Source organism: Methylobacterium oryzae (assembly GCF_021398735.1).
GTDB lineage: Bacteria > Pseudomonadota > Alphaproteobacteria > Rhizobiales > Beijerinckiaceae > Methylobacterium.
Map to the genome: position 1 here is coordinate 1,417,420 of NZ_CP090349.1, position 15,904 is coordinate 1,433,323.

At 70.3% G+C, this 15,904-nt stretch carries 15 protein-coding genes; 7 read left to right on the forward strand and 8 right to left on the reverse strand.

The genetic code is table 11. The features are described 5' to 3' along the window. Window positions 1–2 precede the first annotated feature (2 nt). A complete protein-coding gene (locus LXM90_RS06805; RefSeq protein ID WP_020092939.1) occupies window positions 3–1,190 on the reverse strand; it encodes a DUF1501 domain-containing protein in 1,188 nt (395 codons plus the stop codon). Beyond that, window positions 1,187–2,716, reverse strand: a complete 1,530-nt coding sequence (locus LXM90_RS06810; RefSeq protein ID WP_020092938.1) for a DUF1800 domain-containing protein — start codon at window positions 2,714–2,716, stop codon at window positions 1,187–1,189. Before LXM90_RS06810 ends, LXM90_RS06805 begins: the two co-directional genes overlap by 4 nt. Window positions 2,717–2,901: 185 nt before the next feature. On the opposite strand from LXM90_RS06810, the gene LXM90_RS06815 reads away from it, so the two are divergent. Continuing rightward, window positions 2,902–4,515, forward strand: coding sequence for a peptide chain release factor 3 (locus LXM90_RS06815; protein WP_020092937.1), 1,614 nt, complete (start codon window positions 2,902–2,904; stop codon window positions 4,513–4,515). Between the two features lie 51 nt (window positions 4,516–4,566). Here LXM90_RS06815 and LXM90_RS06820 read toward each other — a convergent pair whose 3' ends face one another. Then, the gene (locus LXM90_RS06820) at window positions 4,567–5,025 is read right to left on the reverse strand and encodes a response regulator (RefSeq protein WP_020092936.1); all 459 of its coding nucleotides are present in this window, start codon (window positions 5,023–5,025) and stop codon (window positions 4,567–4,569) included. 7 nt (window positions 5,026–5,032) lie between these two features. After that, window positions 5,033–5,500 carry a BLUF domain-containing protein gene (locus tag LXM90_RS06825; RefSeq protein ID WP_020092935.1) on the reverse strand — a complete coding sequence of 156 codons (468 nt, stop codon included), beginning with the start codon at window positions 5,498–5,500 and terminating at the stop codon, window positions 5,033–5,035. Between the two features lie 310 nt (window positions 5,501–5,810). On the opposite strand from LXM90_RS06825, the gene LXM90_RS06830 reads away from it, so the two are divergent. The 5 genes from LXM90_RS06830 to LXM90_RS06850 all read left to right on the forward strand — a co-directional run bounded on the left by LXM90_RS06830 (window position 5,811) and on the right by LXM90_RS06850 (window position 11,469). Further along, complete coding sequence (locus LXM90_RS06830; RefSeq protein WP_020092934.1) at window positions 5,811–7,196, forward strand: flagellar hook protein FlgE; 1,386 nt, start codon at window positions 5,811–5,813, stop codon at window positions 7,194–7,196. Between the two features lie 34 nt (window positions 7,197–7,230). After that, window positions 7,231–9,114, forward strand: a complete 1,884-nt coding sequence (gene flgK / locus LXM90_RS06835) for a flagellar hook-associated protein FlgK (RefSeq protein ID WP_042672917.1) — start codon at window positions 7,231–7,233, stop codon at window positions 9,112–9,114. A gap of 2 nt (window positions 9,115–9,116) precedes the next feature. After that, window positions 9,117–10,724 carry a hypothetical protein gene (locus LXM90_RS06840; protein ID WP_020092932.1) on the forward strand — a complete coding sequence of 536 codons (1,608 nt, stop codon included), beginning with the start codon at window positions 9,117–9,119 and terminating at the stop codon, window positions 10,722–10,724. 147 nt (window positions 10,725–10,871) lie between these two features. Continuing rightward, window positions 10,872–11,132 carry a hypothetical protein gene (locus LXM90_RS06845; RefSeq protein WP_020092931.1) on the forward strand — a complete coding sequence of 87 codons (261 nt, stop codon included), beginning with the start codon at window positions 10,872–10,874 and terminating at the stop codon, window positions 11,130–11,132. A 1-nt stretch (window position 11,133) separates the two neighbouring features. Next, entirely contained in the window at window positions 11,134–11,469 is a 336-nt protein-coding gene (locus LXM90_RS06850) for a hypothetical protein (RefSeq protein ID WP_020092930.1), read from the forward strand. On the opposite strand, the gene LXM90_RS06855 is transcribed toward LXM90_RS06850, so the two are convergent. From LXM90_RS06855 to LXM90_RS06865, 3 genes are read right to left on the reverse strand one after another with little or no spacing between them, the layout of a single operon-like run. Continuing rightward, on the reverse strand, window positions 11,466–11,939 hold the full coding sequence (locus LXM90_RS06855; protein ID WP_020092929.1) for a hypothetical protein: 474 nt from the start codon (window positions 11,937–11,939) through the stop codon (window positions 11,466–11,468). The genes LXM90_RS06850 and LXM90_RS06855 overlap by 4 nt on opposite strands. Then, window positions 11,926–12,285 carry a rod-binding protein gene (locus tag LXM90_RS06860; protein WP_020092928.1) on the reverse strand — a complete coding sequence of 120 codons (360 nt, stop codon included), beginning with the start codon at window positions 12,283–12,285 and terminating at the stop codon, window positions 11,926–11,928. The genes LXM90_RS06855 and LXM90_RS06860 overlap by 14 nt, the downstream gene beginning before the upstream one ends. Window positions 12,286–12,310: 25 nt before the next feature. Next, a complete protein-coding gene (locus tag LXM90_RS06865) occupies window positions 12,311–13,447 on the reverse strand; it encodes a flagellar basal body P-ring protein FlgI (RefSeq protein ID WP_042672916.1) in 1,137 nt (378 codons plus the stop codon). Window positions 13,448–13,687: 240 nt separating this feature from the next. On the opposite strand from LXM90_RS06865, the gene LXM90_RS06870 reads away from it, so the two are divergent. After that, the gene (locus tag LXM90_RS06870; protein ID WP_020092926.1) at window positions 13,688–14,116 is read left to right on the forward strand and encodes a flagellar assembly protein FliX; all 429 of its coding nucleotides are present in this window, start codon (window positions 13,688–13,690) and stop codon (window positions 14,114–14,116) included. 63 nt (window positions 14,117–14,179) lie between these two features. Here the strand turns inward: LXM90_RS06870 and LXM90_RS06875 are convergent, their stop codons facing one another. Further along, complete coding sequence (locus LXM90_RS06875) at window positions 14,180–15,676, reverse strand: ATP-binding protein (RefSeq protein WP_103984877.1); 1,497 nt, start codon at window positions 15,674–15,676, stop codon at window positions 14,180–14,182. Between the last annotated feature and the right edge of the window lie 228 nt (window positions 15,677–15,904).

The following is a 15,904-nucleotide window of genomic DNA, read 5'->3' on the forward strand; positions in this document are numbered from 1 at the left end:
CCCTACAGCAGCGCGAGATCCGCCGGGTCCGCGCTGGGGAAGATCCGCCGCAGGCTCGCCTGGTCGAGCCCGTAGAGCCGCCGGAACAGGCCGCCCAGCAGGCCGCGATAGTCGGTGAGCACCGGATAGTCCCGGTTCTGGAACAGGTGCGCCTCGTCGGCCCGCACCTGCGGTCCCGCGATCCGGCCGCCCCGGACGCCGCCGCCGAGGATCCAGTAGACGCTGCCGTGGCCGTGATCGGTGCCGCGGCTCCCGTTCTCCCGGAAGGTGCGTCCGAACTCCGACAGCACCACCACCACCGTGTCGGACCAGCCCGGCCCGATCTCCTCGACGAAGCCCGAGAGTCCGCGCCCCAGCTCGCCGAGTCGGTCGGCGAGGTAGCCGGTGCCCGCGCCCTGGTTCACGTGCGTGTCCCAGCCGCCGACATCGACGAAGCCGAGGTTGAAGTTCTCGCGCATCAGGCGGCCGATGCGCCGGGCCGACAGCTCGAAGCCCTTGGGCGAGACCGCCCCGCGGTCGGCCTGCCCGGCATGATCGGAGATCGTGTGGTAGACCGCGTCGCGCACCCGGAACCCCTCGGTCACGGCGGCGGCCAGCTTGGTGTCGCTGTACATCGCCGCGATGAGGCGGGCCTGCCGGTCGTCGATGCCGGGCTTGCCGACCCCGTTGATGGCGATGTTGGGCACCGTCTCGCCGCCCCGGAAGATGAGCGGCATCTGGTCGGTGAAGGCGATCGGCCGGACCCGGGTCAGCTCCGCGGCGAGCCGGGCCATGAAGCCGGAATTGTAGTCGCGGGCCGCGCCGACCGTCTGGCCCATCTCGATCGTGTCCTGGGTCTCGAAATGGCTCCGGGTCAGGTCGTCGGTGCCGGCGAACGGCACGAAGGCGGCCTGACCCTTGGCGTAGAGCGGCAGGAGCGTGTCGCGCAGAGCCGGGTGCAGGCTCCAGTCGGCGTCGAGCGCCAGCGCCGCCTTCGGGTCCGACGCGTCGGGCTTCGGGATCGCGAGGTTTGGCCGCGACCGGTAATAGAAGTCGCTGCCGGTCGGGATCACCACGTTGGCGGCGTCGTAGGCGCCGCGTAGGAACACCACGAGGAGGCGCGCGTCGGCCTTCGGGGCGGCCCAGACGCGGCCGGCCACCGTGGACAGGCCGAGCGCCGCCGAGGCGCGGATCAGGTCGCGACGGTTCATCGCATGAACTCCGGCGAGGCGAGGTAGAGGGTGTTCCAGTCCTGCGGCGAGACCGCCTGGGCGAGGGCCGCGCGCGTCGCCGCCGACAGGGTGCCGGACAGCGCCGAGAAATAGAGCCCGTTGGCGAGCACCGGAAAGGCCGGCTCCTCGGCCTGATCGGGCAGCGCCGGCTTGAACAGGCCGGCCGAGCCGGACCCGATCTGCCGGGCGATCTCGAACCGCGTCGCGAGCTGCCCGGGCCCGCTCCAGGCGGCCGCGTCGAGGGGGTAGCCGTCGGGCGTCGAGCGGTTGAACAGGCCCTCGCCGAGGCGGTTCAGCCAGCCGAGCACCGGGCCGGCGTTGCGGATCACGCGCCCGTCGTAGGCCATGCGCAGGGCCGAGAACACGTAGCGCACCGGGTCCTTGAAGGTGCCGCCGCGCTCGGCCGTGAAGGCCGGCTCGCGCACCAGCGCCTCCATCACCGCGGCGATGTCGCCGTCGGTCCGCGTGAAGACGGCGGCGAGTCGGGCGATGAGGGCGTCGTCGGATGCCTGCCCGAGGAAATAGGTCGCCAGCGCCCGGGAGACGTTGGTCGCGGTGGCGGGGTTGCGGGCGATCAGGTCCACCGCCTCCTCGACCTCGGGCCAGCCGCGCCCCCGGATGCGCGTGCCGAGGAAGACCTTGTCGCCGTAATCGTGCCGGTTCGGGTTGAACGCGAACAGGCCGTCCCGGCGGAAGTCGGCGGCGCGCTCGGGGCGGAGCTTCGGGTTCTCGGGCTTCAGGTCGATGCCGACCCCGCTCAGGATCCGGGCCAGCGCCTCGACGTCGCCCTGCGTGTAGCCGGAGCCGACACCCATCGTGTGCAGCTCCATGATCTCCCGGGCGTAGTTCTCGTTCGGGCGGCCGGCGGCGTTGGCGTCGTTGTCGAGGTAGCGCAGCATCGCCGGGTGGCGCAGGCTCGCCATCAGCAGGTCGCGGAAGCGCCCGAGCACGTGCGGGCGGATCGCCGTCTCGACGTAGTCGCCCACGGCGGCGCGCAGCGTCGACTTTCCCTGGTGGACGTTGAGCCGGTTGAACCAGAACCACGTCAGCCGCTCGCGCAGCTGGTCGGGGCTGTAGAGCGCCCGCAGTACCCAGACGGAGGCGGCGTTCCGCGCGGCCGTGTTGAGCGTCGCCTGGAAAGCCTGCTGCGCAACCTTCCTGGCCTCGGGATCGGCGATGTCCTTCGCCGCCTTGGCCTGCGCGTCCAGGGCCTGGGCTCGCTCGAACAGGCTGCCCGGCGGGGTCAGCGCGTCGACCTGCGCCTGGGCGTCGGGGGGCAGGCGCATTTCGGCGGGCGGGTGAAGCTGATCGTGTAGCCAGCGCGTCCGCCCCTCCGCGGTGAGCTGCGCGAAGGCCGAGGGCGTGGCGCCCCAGGTCAGGGCATCGAGGAAGGCGGCGTCGGCCGCTGCGGCGCGCTGCGGCGCCTCGGCCGCGCGGGGCCCGGGGCCCGCGGAGGCGAACAGCAGAGCGGTGACCAGACAGCAGCGTGCTGCGGCGCGCGACATCGGGGCCTCGCGAAGCGTGGATCGACCGGGGAAGCGTGGTGTCGCGCCCCTGTACGGTGCCTGAAAGGAGGCCCCATTCTGCCGCCGTCTTTGCCAATATCGGGGCTTGCCGCTACACGATCCCGAGACCGCGCGAGTGCCGCGCCGCGCACCACCACGTTCCGCCGACCCAGAGCGTTCGCTCCATGCTGATGCAGACCAAGACCGAGGCGAGGCCGGCCGATCCGGTGTCGCGGCGGCGCACCTTCGCGATCATCTCCCACCCCGACGCGGGCAAGACCACGCTCACCGAGAAGCTTCTGCTGTTCGGAGGCGCGATCCAGCTCGCCGGCGAGGTGAAGGCCAAGCGCAACCGGGTCTCGACCCGCTCCGACTGGATGGGCATCGAGAAGGAGCGCGGCATCTCGGTGGTCACCTCGGTGATGACCTTCGAGTACGGCGACTGCGTCTTCAACCTCCTCGACACGCCCGGCCACGAGGATTTCTCGGAGGACACCTACCGGACGCTGACGGCGGTCGATTCGGCCGTCATGGTGATCGACGCCGCGAAGGGCATCGAGGCGCGCACGCGCAAGCTGTTCGAGGTCTGCCGCCTGCGCGACATCCCGATCGTCACGTTCGTCAACAAGCTCGACCGCGAGGCGCGCGACCCGTTCGAGCTTCTGGACGAGATCGAGAAGACGCTGGCCCTCGACGTCGCCCCGGTCACGTGGCCGATCGGCACCGGCCGCAACTTCTCCGGGACTTACGAGCTCGGCGGCAACCGTGTCCGCCGCCTCGACGCCGCCGAGGATGCCGGGATGGTCGCGGTGTCCGGCCCGGACGACAAGCTGTTCGACGAATTGCTCACCGAGGACGGCGCCGCCGACGCGTGGCGCGAGGAGGTCGAACTCGCCGAGGGCGGCCTGAAGCCGTTCGACCTCGACGCGTTCCGCGAGGGTCACCTGACGCCGGTCTTCTTCGGCTCGGCGCTGCGCAATTTCGGCGTGCGCGACCTCATCGACGGCTTGGCCAAGGTGGCGCCGCCGCCGCGGGGCCAGGACGCCGACAAGCGCCTCGTCGAGCCGACCGAGCCGCGGATGACCGGCTTCGTGTTCAAGATCCAGGCGAACATGGACCCGAATCACCGGGACCGGATCGCGTTCATGCGGGTCTGCTCGGGCAAGCTCAACAGAGGCATGAAGGCCCGGCTGGTGCGCACCGGCAAGCCGATCTCGCTCTCGGCGCCGCAATTCTTCTTCGCCCAGGACCGTGCCATCGCCGACGAGGCCTATGCCGGCGACGTGGTCGGCATCCCGAACCACGGCACGCTGCGGATCGGCGACACGCTCACCGAGGGCGAGGATATCGTGTTCCGGGGTGTCCCGAGCTTCGCGCCGGAGATCCTGCGCCGGATCAAGCTCACCGACGCCATGAAGGCCAAGAAGCTGCGCGAGGCGCTCCAGCAGATGGGCGAGGAGGGGGTCGTCCAGGTGTTCGTGCCGCAGGACGGAAGCCAGGCGATCGTCGGCGTGGTCGGCGCGCTGCAGCTCGACGTGCTGAAGGAGCGGCTCCAGGCCGAGTACGGCCTGCCGGTGGATTACGAGACCTCGCGATTCTCGGTCTGCCGCTGGGTGTCGTCCGATTCGGAGGCCGAGCTCGACAAGTTCATCGACTCGCACGGCTCGGCCATGGCCAAGGACCTCGACGGTGCCCCGGTCTTCATGGCGACCACGGCCTTCTCGCTCCGCTACGAGGAGGAGCGCTACCCGGCCGTGCGCTTCACCGACGTGAAGGATTACCAGAAGCGGGCGGCGTGACGCGCTTCGGCGGCGCCTCCGCGTCGCCGGGCCCGCGAGGGGTGCGCGGCGTCAGAACTTGCCGAGCATCGGGAATTCGACGCTCAGGGTCGATTCGGACGCGATCGGCGCCTCGCGCTTGCGCGGCTTGCGGTTGAGGACCTGCTTCAGCTTGGTCTTCAGCACCGCCATGTCGAACGGCTTGAGGATGAAGGCGTCCGCGCCCGCCTGGTGGGCGAGGTTGATGTCCTCGAAGTCGAAGGACGACTCGGTGAGCATGAAGGGCGTGTTCATCAGCGCGTCGTCGGCGCGGATCTCGCGCAGCAGGGTGAGCCCGTCCATGGGCTCCATGTCGAGATCGGAGATCACCAGGGCGTAGCGGCGCTGCCGCATCCGCTCCAGCGCCTCGGGCGCGTTGGTGACGCCCTCGACGTCCGGGAAGCCGATGCGGGTCATCAGCATCACGATCAGCCGCAGGAGCTTCTCCTGATCGTCGACGATGAGAATCGGGGGCGTATCGCTCTCGGACATCGGCGGCTCAGATGAAGAGGTGGTCGATGCCCTGACGGGACATCGCGTCGGACTGCAGCGACAGGCACAGCCCGTGTATCGCGGACGCCTTCGGCGTTCCGCGCTGGAGCATCGGGAGCAGGTTGGCCTTGGCGAACAGCGTGTCGTTCCCGGCCGTGCGCTGCGCGCTCTTGAACGAGTGGACGAACTCGCGCTTGGTGATCTCCCGCCACTCGCTGATCTGGACCTCGCGGTGCCGGCTGTCGGCACTCACCCGGTCGAAGGTCTCGTGCACGGATGTGCGCTCGCCCTCGATGACCTGGCAGGCGAAGTTCCCCTCGATGACCAGAAAGCTCGTGATCACCGCGAACTCGTTCTTCTTCTGAGCGATGCGACCGATATCGCTGATCTGCTCGGACCTCTTCGCCGCGTCCGACGACAGGTTGAGACGCGAGAAGTAGATGATGTGGACGAGGCTTGTCCGTTTCGCCCGCATGATCCCGAGATCCGCAATCCGTACCCGTTCAGCGCTTCCGGACAGGACGCACCGCGCGTGGCCCCGGCCCGGCGGCATCTTCGCGCGTGTCGAATAACACCGCGTAAACGCGGCGGACGGGACTTCCGGTCCGGATCTCCGCGCCCGCGGGACCGACCCGGCAGGATCTGCCGGGCGCGCGGCCATGACCGGTCAACCCTGCCGGGTCGTCGACAATCCGGTCCAGGATTATCAAGGACTTAGCCCTGGCATGCCGGTTGCGGCCGGACCGGCCTGCGGGCCAGTGCGGCGCGCATCGGGATCGTTCGCCATGGATCTTTTCACCGCCCTGCAGACCTCGGTCTCCGGACTCCAGGCGCAGTCCTACGCCATCAGCAACATCTCCGGGAACATCGCGAACTCGCAGACGACCGGCTACAAGCGCATCGACACCAGCTTCGTCGACCTGATGTCCGAGAAGACGCCGGGCCGCGAGGTCGCGGGTTCGGTGCTGCCCCAGTCGCAGCTCACCAACACCCTGGCCGGCAACGTGGTCTCGTCGAGCGTGCCCACCAACATGGCCATCAACGGCCAGGGCTTCTTCACCGTCGTGCAGAAGACCGGCGACGCGAACGGCGCCACATCCTTCGGCGGCACGAGCCTGTACACGCGCCGGGGCGATTTCGCCCAGGACAAGGACGGCTATCTCGTCAACGGCGCCGGCGGATACCTGACCGGATCGAACCTCGATCCGATCACCGGTCAGACGACCAGCATCGGTCCGATCAAGATCGGCAACTCGGCGCTGCCGGCGCAGGCCACCACGACGATCACCTACGCCGCCAACCTGCCCTCGACGCCGAGCACGTCGGCCTCGGCGACGTCGGGATCCGATCTCTACAATCAGAATACCGCGGCCGTCGTGACCTCCGGATCGGGGCAGACCGGCGTCAAGGTCGATTCGACCCAGACCGGTGCCGTCTCGACCTTCATGAGCAACAGCATCGCCGGCCCGTCGCTGCCGGTCTACACGTCGACCGGCGCGCCGCTCACACTGACGACCCGCTGGGCCAAGGTCCAGGACGCGACGACCACGCCGGCTCAGCCGGCCGTGTGGAACTTGTACTACTCCACCAACCCGAGCGCGCTCACGACGTCCGACTGGAACAACGTGGGCACGGCCTTCACCTTCGATTCCACCGGGAAGCTCACCTCGCCCTCGACGAACCCGATCCCGCTGGGGCCGATCACCATGGGTGACTACACATTCCCCAGCCTCAACATGAATCTCAGCGCCTCAGGCCTGACGCAGTATGCCGACACGACCGGTGCGGCGACGACCAACGCGCTGACGCAGAACGGCAACAGCTCCGGGACGCTCACAAGCGTGGCCGTCGGTCCGGACGGCAAGGTCAACGGCACCTTCTCCAACGGTTCGGTCGTGGCTCTCGCCTCGGTCGGCGTCGTCCAGTTCGCCAATGCCGACGGCCTGAAGGCCGATACGAACGGGAACTATCTCCAGACGGTCGATTCGGGGCCTCCGCTCGCGGGCCTCAACGGCAGCACGATCTCGGGCGCGAGCAACGAGCAATCGAACACCGACATTGCGACCGAATTCTCTAAGATGATCGTAACCCAGCAGGCTTACTCTGCGAACACGCGCGTCATGTCGACGGCCCAGACGATGATGTCTGATCTGCTCAACGTGATCCGCTGAGTGAGGGTGCGATTCGAGCCGCGGAGGCCGTGACATGTCGCTGAATGCGATCTCCACCTCGAGCGCAGGCCTCGCCGCCACCCAGGCGGCGATCAACATCGTCTCGCAGAACGTCGCCAATGCCGGGACGGCGGGCTACGTCAAGCGCACGCTCTCGACGGTCGCCACCGGGACGAACAATTCCGGCGTGGCCGCCGGCACGATCACCCGCAGCTTCGATGCCGCGGCGCTGAACCAGCTCCGGCTGGAGACCTCGGGGGCCGCCTACACGGGCACCAAGTCCGGCATCGCCGCCCAGCTCGACGCCCTCTACGGCGTGCCCGGCAGCGCTACCTCCCTCGACGGGACGCTGAACACCTTCACCCAATCGCTCCAGGAACTCGCCGCGAACCCGACCTCGGCGGCCGCCCGCACGACGGTGCTGGGCAATGCCGCGGCCGTCGCGAGCCTCATCAACAGCGCCGCCGGAACGGTGCAGAACCTGCGCACCGGCCTCGAGTCGCAGCTCGGCACCGACACGAGCGCGGCGAGCACGATCCTGTCCAACATCGCGACGCTCAACGGCAAGATCCAGAACACCACTGACAGCACCTCGCTGACCGATCTTCAGGACCAGCGCGACCAGGCGATCAACAGCCTGTCGAGCTACATGGACGTGCAGACGGTCCAGCAGCGCGACGGCACGGTCTCGGTCATGACCCAGTCGGGCGTGACGCTGGTCGACCGCGGGAACGCCGCGACCCTGACCTTCGACGGACGCGGCGTGCTCAGCCCCACCGCGAGCTACGCGACCGACCCCGCCCAGCGGACGGTCGGAACCATCACGGCGACGCTGCCGGGCGGCGGCAAGATCGACCTCGGCGCCCCCGGCGTGCTGCGGTCCGGCAGCCTGGCCGCCGAGATCGAGATGCGCGACCAGACCCTGCCGCAGGCGCAGCGGCAGCTCGACGATCTCGCGGCCGGCCTCTCGAAGGCGCTCACGAATACCGCGACCACCGGGACGTACAGCGGGACCGACACGCAGATCAGCGTCTCGACGATGCAGCCCGGGAACACGATCACCTTCCCGGTCACCGACAACACCGGGGCCGTGCGCAACGTGACGCTGGTGGCGTCCGCGACCTCCAGCGGCGCGGTCGTGCCCGCCGCGCAGACCACGGATGCCAGCGGCCTCACGCTGACCTTCAATGCCAGCGGCGGGCCCGGCACCTACGCGGCGGCGATCCAGTCCGCCTTCGCCACGTTCAACGCCTCCGGCAGCACCTACAAGCTGCCGACACTGTCGGCGAGTCCGGTCTCCTCGACCGCCACCAGCGCGACGCTGACGCTGGGGGCGGCCGGCAAGGTCGCCGGCGCGGCGAGCGCCAGCGTCACGGCCGTCTCGGCGTCGGACCTGAACACCGGCAACCCGTCGCTCGCGATGTTCGTCGACGGTACGGGCAACAAGCTCTACACCGGCACGTTCGACGGCGGCTCGCAGCTCACTGGTTTCGCCCAGCGCATCACGGTCAACGGCGCGCTGGCGGGCAACACCGCCGCGCTGACGGCGACGAGCGCCACGGACACGAGCACGTCGGGCGCCCGCGCCCAGAAGCTGTTCACGGCGCTCACCGCGAACCAGCAGACCTTCTCGTCGTCGAGCGGCATCGGCGGCGTCTCGGCCCCCTACAGCGCCACCGTGATCGGTTTCGCGCAGGACATCGTGTCCACGCAGGGGGCCAACGCGTCGAACGCCGCCGCTCTCGACGCCACCCAGCAGACGGCGCTCTCCACCGCGCAGAGCCGGTTCTCCGCCGGGGCGGGCGTCAACATCGACCAAGAGATGTCGAACCTGATCGCCCTGCAGACCGCGTACGGCGCCAACGCCCGGGTGCTCACCGCGGCCCGCGACATGCTCAACCAGCTGCTGCAGATCTGATCATGACGACGATCACGCCCTTCGCGGCCGGCTCCTACATCACCAACCGCAACGCCTCTCAGCTCCAGGCGCTGAAGAGCCAGCTCAACGACCTGACCAACCAGCTCTCGAGCGGTCAGGTCTCGCAGACCTATGGCGGCCTCGGCTCCGGGCGGTCGACGGCTCTGTCCGCGCAGGCCACCCTGAGCGCGCTCTCCGGCTACGCCGCCGGAATCACCGCCGCGCAGACCCGGACCGACCTCGCGGTCACGAGCCTGACGCAGGTTGCGACCCTCGGCACCTCCACCGGGACGATGCTCCAGAACGGCCTGCAGAGCGTGGCGGCGAACTCGGTCTCCGGCCGGTCGACGGCGCTGGCCAACCTGCAGACGGCGCTCGACACGCTCAACGAATCGGCGGCGGGCAACTACCTGTTCGGCGGCACCGACACCACGACCCAGCCGGTGGTCGATTCGAGCAAGATCCTCAACGGCACGACCGACGCGAGCGGCAACACGCTCGACGGCCTCTCGACCCTGATCTCGCAGCGGGTCACCGCCGAGCTCGGCGCGGGGGGCAACGGCCGCCTGACGCAGACTCTGGCCAGCCCGGCCACGAGCGTGCGGGTCACCGAAGAGTCGAACAACCTGACCCGAGGGCAATTCGGCTTCACCCTGGCGGGCGCGCCGACCACGACCGGCTCGGCGATCGGCGCGACCTACACGGCGGGCACGGCCACGAGCCCGGGCAGCTTCAGCCTCAGCATGACGACGCAGCCGAGCGCCGGCGACACCGTGTCGTTCGCGCTGAAGATGGCCGACGGCACCTCCACGACGATCACGCTCACGGCCGCGACGAGCGCGGACCCGAAATCGATCACCAACTTCGCCATCGGCTCGACGCCCGCCCAGACGATGGCCAACCTGTCGGCGACACTGAGCAACGCGCTGACCGGTGCGGCCAACAGCACGCTGGCGGTGAACGCCACCGCGGCGACCGCGTCGAACTTCTTCTCCGGCGCGGCGGAAGGCGGCCCGTCGGGGTCGGGCGTGATGCCGCAGCGCATCCTGTACGATGGCACCACCCCGGTCGGCTACAGGGCGGCCACGCCTCAGGACACGGTGCTGTGGTACCAGGGCGAGAACACCTACACGCAGCCCGCGCCGCCGGCAGTCCCGCAGCCGACCTCGGCGATCGACACGCAGTCGGTCCAGGTGAGCGCGACCGGGAGCGTCGGGACAGGCGCCCGCGCCAACGATCCCGCGGTCCAGAACGTGCTCGCCGGCCTGGCGACCATGGCCTTCGGCCTGCCCACCACGAACGACGCCAACACCTACAACACCTACCAGACGGTGGCGACGAAGGCCGGCAGCCTGCTCTCGTCCGCCAACCAGACCCCGAGCGTCCAGGACACGGTCACGCAGCTCACCGTCGCGTCGACGCGGCTCTCGAATGCCGGCACGACCAACAAGGCGCTCCAGAACACCGTCCAGAATACCCTGGACGGGATCGAGCAGATCTCCCCCGAGGAGGTCATCACCAAGCTGCTCGACGTGCAGAACCGGCTCCAGGCCAGCTATCAGGTGACCGCGACGCTCTCGAAGCTCTCCCTCGTGAACTACATCAGCTGAGCTGATCGCCGAGACCGGTCAACGCGCGCCTGACGCTCGAAAAATCTCGCGACGTGTCGGGTTCACCATAGTCTTGCCGCTTTCCGGGAATGAAGCGCAGCGTGCGGTCGCGCCCACGCGCCGTCATTCGATTGAGGAGAGGTCGGCATGGCGCTGTCCGGACCCATCGAACTCGTCCTCCGCCTGGGAGCCGTCCCGCGTAGCGGCGCGATCGTCCTGGTCGAGCAGGCCGTCGACACCTACCTCGCGGGCTACGTGCATCCCGAAGAGCGCGCCATCGCCCTCGACATCCTGCTGCGGGACCTCGCCCGCCTGCGCATCCACGAGCCCGACCTCGACGGGTTCGTCGGCGAGGTCGAGCACTACATCGACCTGCTTCACCGGGATCTCGCCCGCCAGGCCGCCTGAGATGCGCGGCCGGATCCCGGTCTGCGCTGCCCTCGCGGCGATCGTGGCCGGCGCTGGCCCGGCCGAGGCCCTCGACCTGCGGGATCTGCCCGTGATCCCGGGGCCGGTGCCGTGCCCGTCCAAGGGCCAGGGCTTCGTGCGGCTGCCGGGGAGCGGCAGCTGCCTCCGCGTCTCGGGCCGCGTCGTCGCGGGGGCGGATCTGGCCGCGGGGAGCGGCGTCGCGGCAGCGCCAGTTGTCGCCGGCCGCATCGCGGTCGACAACCGCGTCGACACCGATCTCGGCGAGGTGCGGACCTACGTCCGGATCGGCGCCGGCCGCCGTCCGGGCGGGCCCTAGAGGTTGCGCGAGAGGACCAGCGGCCCGCTGCGCACGCCGCGGCCGTACGGGGACGGCGCTGGCGTCTGCCGCCCGTAGCCGGAGGGGAGCTGTGCCCGGCCGATCTCCTCCGCCAAGGTCTTGATCAGCCCTTCCGAGACGGTCTTGGCGCTGGCGAGCACCGTCTGGTTCGCCTCCACGGCCGCGGTGAACCGCCGGTGGGCGGTGCGCAGGGCCTCGACCCCGTCGGGATGGAAGCGCTTCAGTGCGACGGCGTTCGCCTTCGCGACCTCGAGACCCTGCATGTAGGCGGCGGCCAGCGCGGCCTTCGGCTCGGCCGCGGCGACGCCCTCCTGCAGTCGCCCTTCCCGGACGTAGGCCGCCTCTTCGGCGAGCACGGCTTCCAGCGCGGCCATGTTGCCGAGCACGCCCGCCACCAGGGCCTCGGCGGTGATCCGGTCCCCGACGCGCAGCGGTTCAGCCCTTTGCATGGATCGCTCCCTCGCTCGCCGCGCCCTGCATCTTCATGATCTCACGGAAAACCGAATCGGCGATGCCGACTCCGCCGCTCTTCACGATCTGCTTCGCGTATTCCTTGGTCAGCATCGAGCGGTAGACACCGCCGCCGGTCCCGTTCTCGCCGAGCGGCCCGTCGGTGCCCTCCGACTGGGTCAGCCGGTCGAGGCTGTTCTCCAGGAACATCGATTCGAACTCGGTCGCCGTCTTCAAGGCCTTGGCCTTGTTGGCGGTCTTGATGATCCCGTCGACGGCGCTCCCGGCCACCGAGGTTCCGACGCTGGCGGCGGCGCTGGCCGCGAGACTGGCGAGTTGCAGCATGGATCGTCCCTTCGCGTCCGTTCGGTCACATCAGCTCGATATCGGCCTGGAGCGCGCCCGCGGCCTTGATCGCCTGGAGGATCGAGATGAGATCCCGCGGGCCGACGCCCAGGGCGTTGAGACCGTCGACCAGCTCGCGCAGGCTAACACCCTCCTTCACCAGGGCGAGCTTGTTTCCGTCCCCGGTATCGACCTTCACCCCCGTGCGCGGCACCACGACGGTGCGTCCGTCGGAGAACGGCGCCGGCTGGCTGACCTGCGGCTGCTCGGTGATGGTGACGGTGAGGTTGCCCTGGGCGATGGCCACCGTCGACACGCGCACGTCCCGGCCCATGACGATGATGCCGGAACGCTCGTCGACCACGACCCGGGCGGTCTGGTCAGGCTCGACCTTCAGCTGCTCCACCTCGGTGATGAGGCGGATCATGTTGCCGTTGTAGCGGGACGGGATCTGGATCGTGACGGTGGCCGGGTCGGTGGGCTCGGCGGTGTCGGCGCCCATGAAGTCGTTGATCGCCGCGGCGATCCGCTTCGAGGTGGTGAAATCCGGGTTGCGCAGCGACAGACGCAGCGAGCGGGCGTCGTTCAGCTTGAAGGCGATCTCGCGCTCGATATTGGCGCCGTTGGAAATCCGGCCGTTGGTCGGCACGCCCCGGGTGATCTTCGCGGCATCGCCCTCGGCGGCGAAGCCGGCGATCGCCACCGAGCCCTGCGCCAGGGCGTAGACCTCGCCGTCGGCGCCGAGCAGCGGCGTCACCAGCAGGGTGCCGCCCTGGAGGGACTTGGCGTCGCCCAGCGACGAGACCGTCACGTCGATCCGGGTGCCCTGCGCGGCGAAGGGCGGCAGGCTCGCGGTCACCATCACGGCGGCGAGGTTCTGCGTGCGCATCGTGGCGCCGCGGGTGTTGACGCCGAGGCGCTCCAGCATGGCCTGAAGCGACTGCTTGGTGAACGGGATGTTGTTCAGCGTGTCGCCGGTTCCGTTGAGGCCGACCACGATGCCGTAGCCGACGAGCTGGTTCTGGCGAACGCCCTCGATGGAGGCGAGATCCTTGACGCGCGACAGGGCGAGCGCCGGCACGGACAGCGCGGCGAGAAGCAGGGCGCCCGCGAGGGCGACCGAGAGAGACCGGAGAGGACTGAACGCGTGACGCGGGCGCATGCCGTGTTTCGACCGTGACGGACCTGCCCCCATCCTGCCAGGGTCGTGCCAGCCGCCAGATCTGTGCAAGCCATTGAAGAAAACAAAGTTTTTCCGGGCCAGGTCTGGCCTCGCGCCTCGCGGTGCCGGCACCGAACCTGCCGACCCGGCAGCTTCTGCCGGCTTGTTTACCCGCGCTTAACCCTGGCGGCCGAATTTCCGGTTCTGCGCGGGGGCGCTTGGAGCAACGCGAACCGGATCATGCGTGTCGAGACTCGCCAGCCGATCCAGAGCGCCGGCGGTGTCGCGTCCGCCCGGAAGCCCGAGGGCGGCGCAGCCTTCAGCCTCGGCGCGGCCCCGTCGTCGACGACGTCTGCCGGCGCGCCGGCCGCCGCCGCGACGCTCGCCGGGCTCGACGCGGTCCTGCTTCTCCAGGCCGAGGCCGACACGCCCCAGGAGCGGCGGCGGCGCTCCGCCCAGCGCGGCCAGGACCTCCTCGACGGCCTCGACCGGCTGAAGGCGGCACTGCTCGGCGGCCGCGTCGCGCCGCAGGATCTGCGCGCCATCGCCGGCCGCCTGAACGAGCGTGCCGGCCTCTCGGGGGATCCCCGGCTCGACGGCCTGATGGCCGAGATCGAACTGCGCGCCGCGGTGGAACTCGCCAAGTTGGAGATGGCCCGGCGCGTCTGACCGGGCTTCCGCCCCTGACCCTGGGCGCATCCCGGTACCGCGCCCGGCGAGCGCCCGATCCCGCTACCCCGCCCGCCGCTTCGGGCCCGTCGGCAGCATCTGCGGCTCGCCCGGTCCGGTCTCGACGCCGAGATCCGGCACCGCGATGATCGGTGCGCCGCGCAGGTCCTTGCGGGTGACGATGGCGCCGCGCTCCTCGAGATAGGCCAGCATCCGCCGCGCCCGGCCGCCCGAGCTGGTGCCGTAGGCCTCGGCCAGCACGGTGTCGGTGGGGCAGGGGGCGCCCTCGATGGCGGCCCGCGCGACCACGAGGAACAGGCCGGCGAGGTCGTCCGGCAGGCCGGCCGCGATCGCCTGGGCCTGCTCCCAGCCGGAATTGTCCGCGACCGCGCCGCCGGCCTCGGCCCGCGCGACCGCGAGGCGCCGCTTGAACTCGGGCAGACCCATCGTGTCGCCGCGCAGGCGCCGGATCCGGCAGCGGACCGTGAAGTCCTGGTAGAGCGTGGCGGGAGTGCAGGCGGCGGCGTCGGCATCCGCCAGCACGGAGGCCAGCACCTCGGCGAGCGCCGCCTCGCGGGCCTCCGGGTCCATGGGTTCCTCCTCCGGCTCCTCCGCCGGAGCCGGCGGACGGTAATTGGCGAGCTGGACGAGCACGTCTGGCGCCGGCGCGGGGCGCGGCTTCGGCCGCGGCGCCAGCGGCGCGACGGTCTCGGCGGGGCTCGCTGTGAGGATCAGCGCGCGGGCATCCTCCAGGGCGTCGGGCAGCGGCACGAGGACCGGCGAGGAACTCCGGCTCACGGTCTGGGTCGGCCCGACCGCGATGGTGAGCGGGCGCCGGGACAGGGCCGGTCCCAGGGCCACGAAATGCCCGCGCGGTAGGTCACGGAACGTCTCGGCCTGCCGGCGCTCCAGCCCGAGGAGGTCGGCGGCGCGTGCCATGTCGATGTCGAGGAAGGTCCGGCCCATCAGGAAGTTCGAGGCCTCGGCCGCGACGTTCTTGGCGAGCTTGGCGAGGCGCTGCGTGGCGATGATGCCGGCGAGCCCGCGCTTGCGGCCGCGGCACATGAGGTTGGTCATCGCGCCGAGCGACAGGCGCCTGGCCTCGTCTGAGACCTCGCCGGCGGCCGCGGGCGCGAAGAGCTGCGCCTCGTCCACGGCCACCAGCATCGGGTACCAATGGTCGCGGTCGGCGTCGAACAGGCCGCCCAGGAAGGCGGCGGCGGCCCGCATCTGGCCGTCGGCGTCGAGATTCTCCAGCGACAGCACCACCGAGACCCGGTGGGTCCGCACCCGGGCGGCGATCCGCTGCAGGGCGACGTCGTCGCCGTCGGCCTCCACCACGACGTGGCCGTAGCGGTCGGCGAGGCTGGCGAAGTCGCCCTCCGGATCGATGATCGCCTGCTGCACGAGGCCGGCGCTCTGCTCGAGCAGCCGCCGCAGCAGGTGCGATTTGCCGGACCCGGAATTGCCCTGAACCAGGAGCCGCGTGGCGAGCAGTTCGGTGAGGTCGAGGAGCGCGGGGCGCTCGCCGGTCAGGCCGAGATCGATGTCGGAACGCATGGGGCCTCATAGCACGGCCCGGCGGGTCCGGGTGTGCCGCCGCGGCACTGTCCACGCTTCCCGCATGTGGGCCGCGTGTGGGCCGCATGCGGGCGTCGGTCCGCGGCGTGGCTCCGCCGCCGGTGCGCGATCGGGCCGTCAACCCCCTTGCGGGAGCCCCAGGCTCCGCTCTTCCGCCCTGGACCCCGACATGGCGGCCCTGTAGGCCCACGGCCCTTCTCTCCAGTC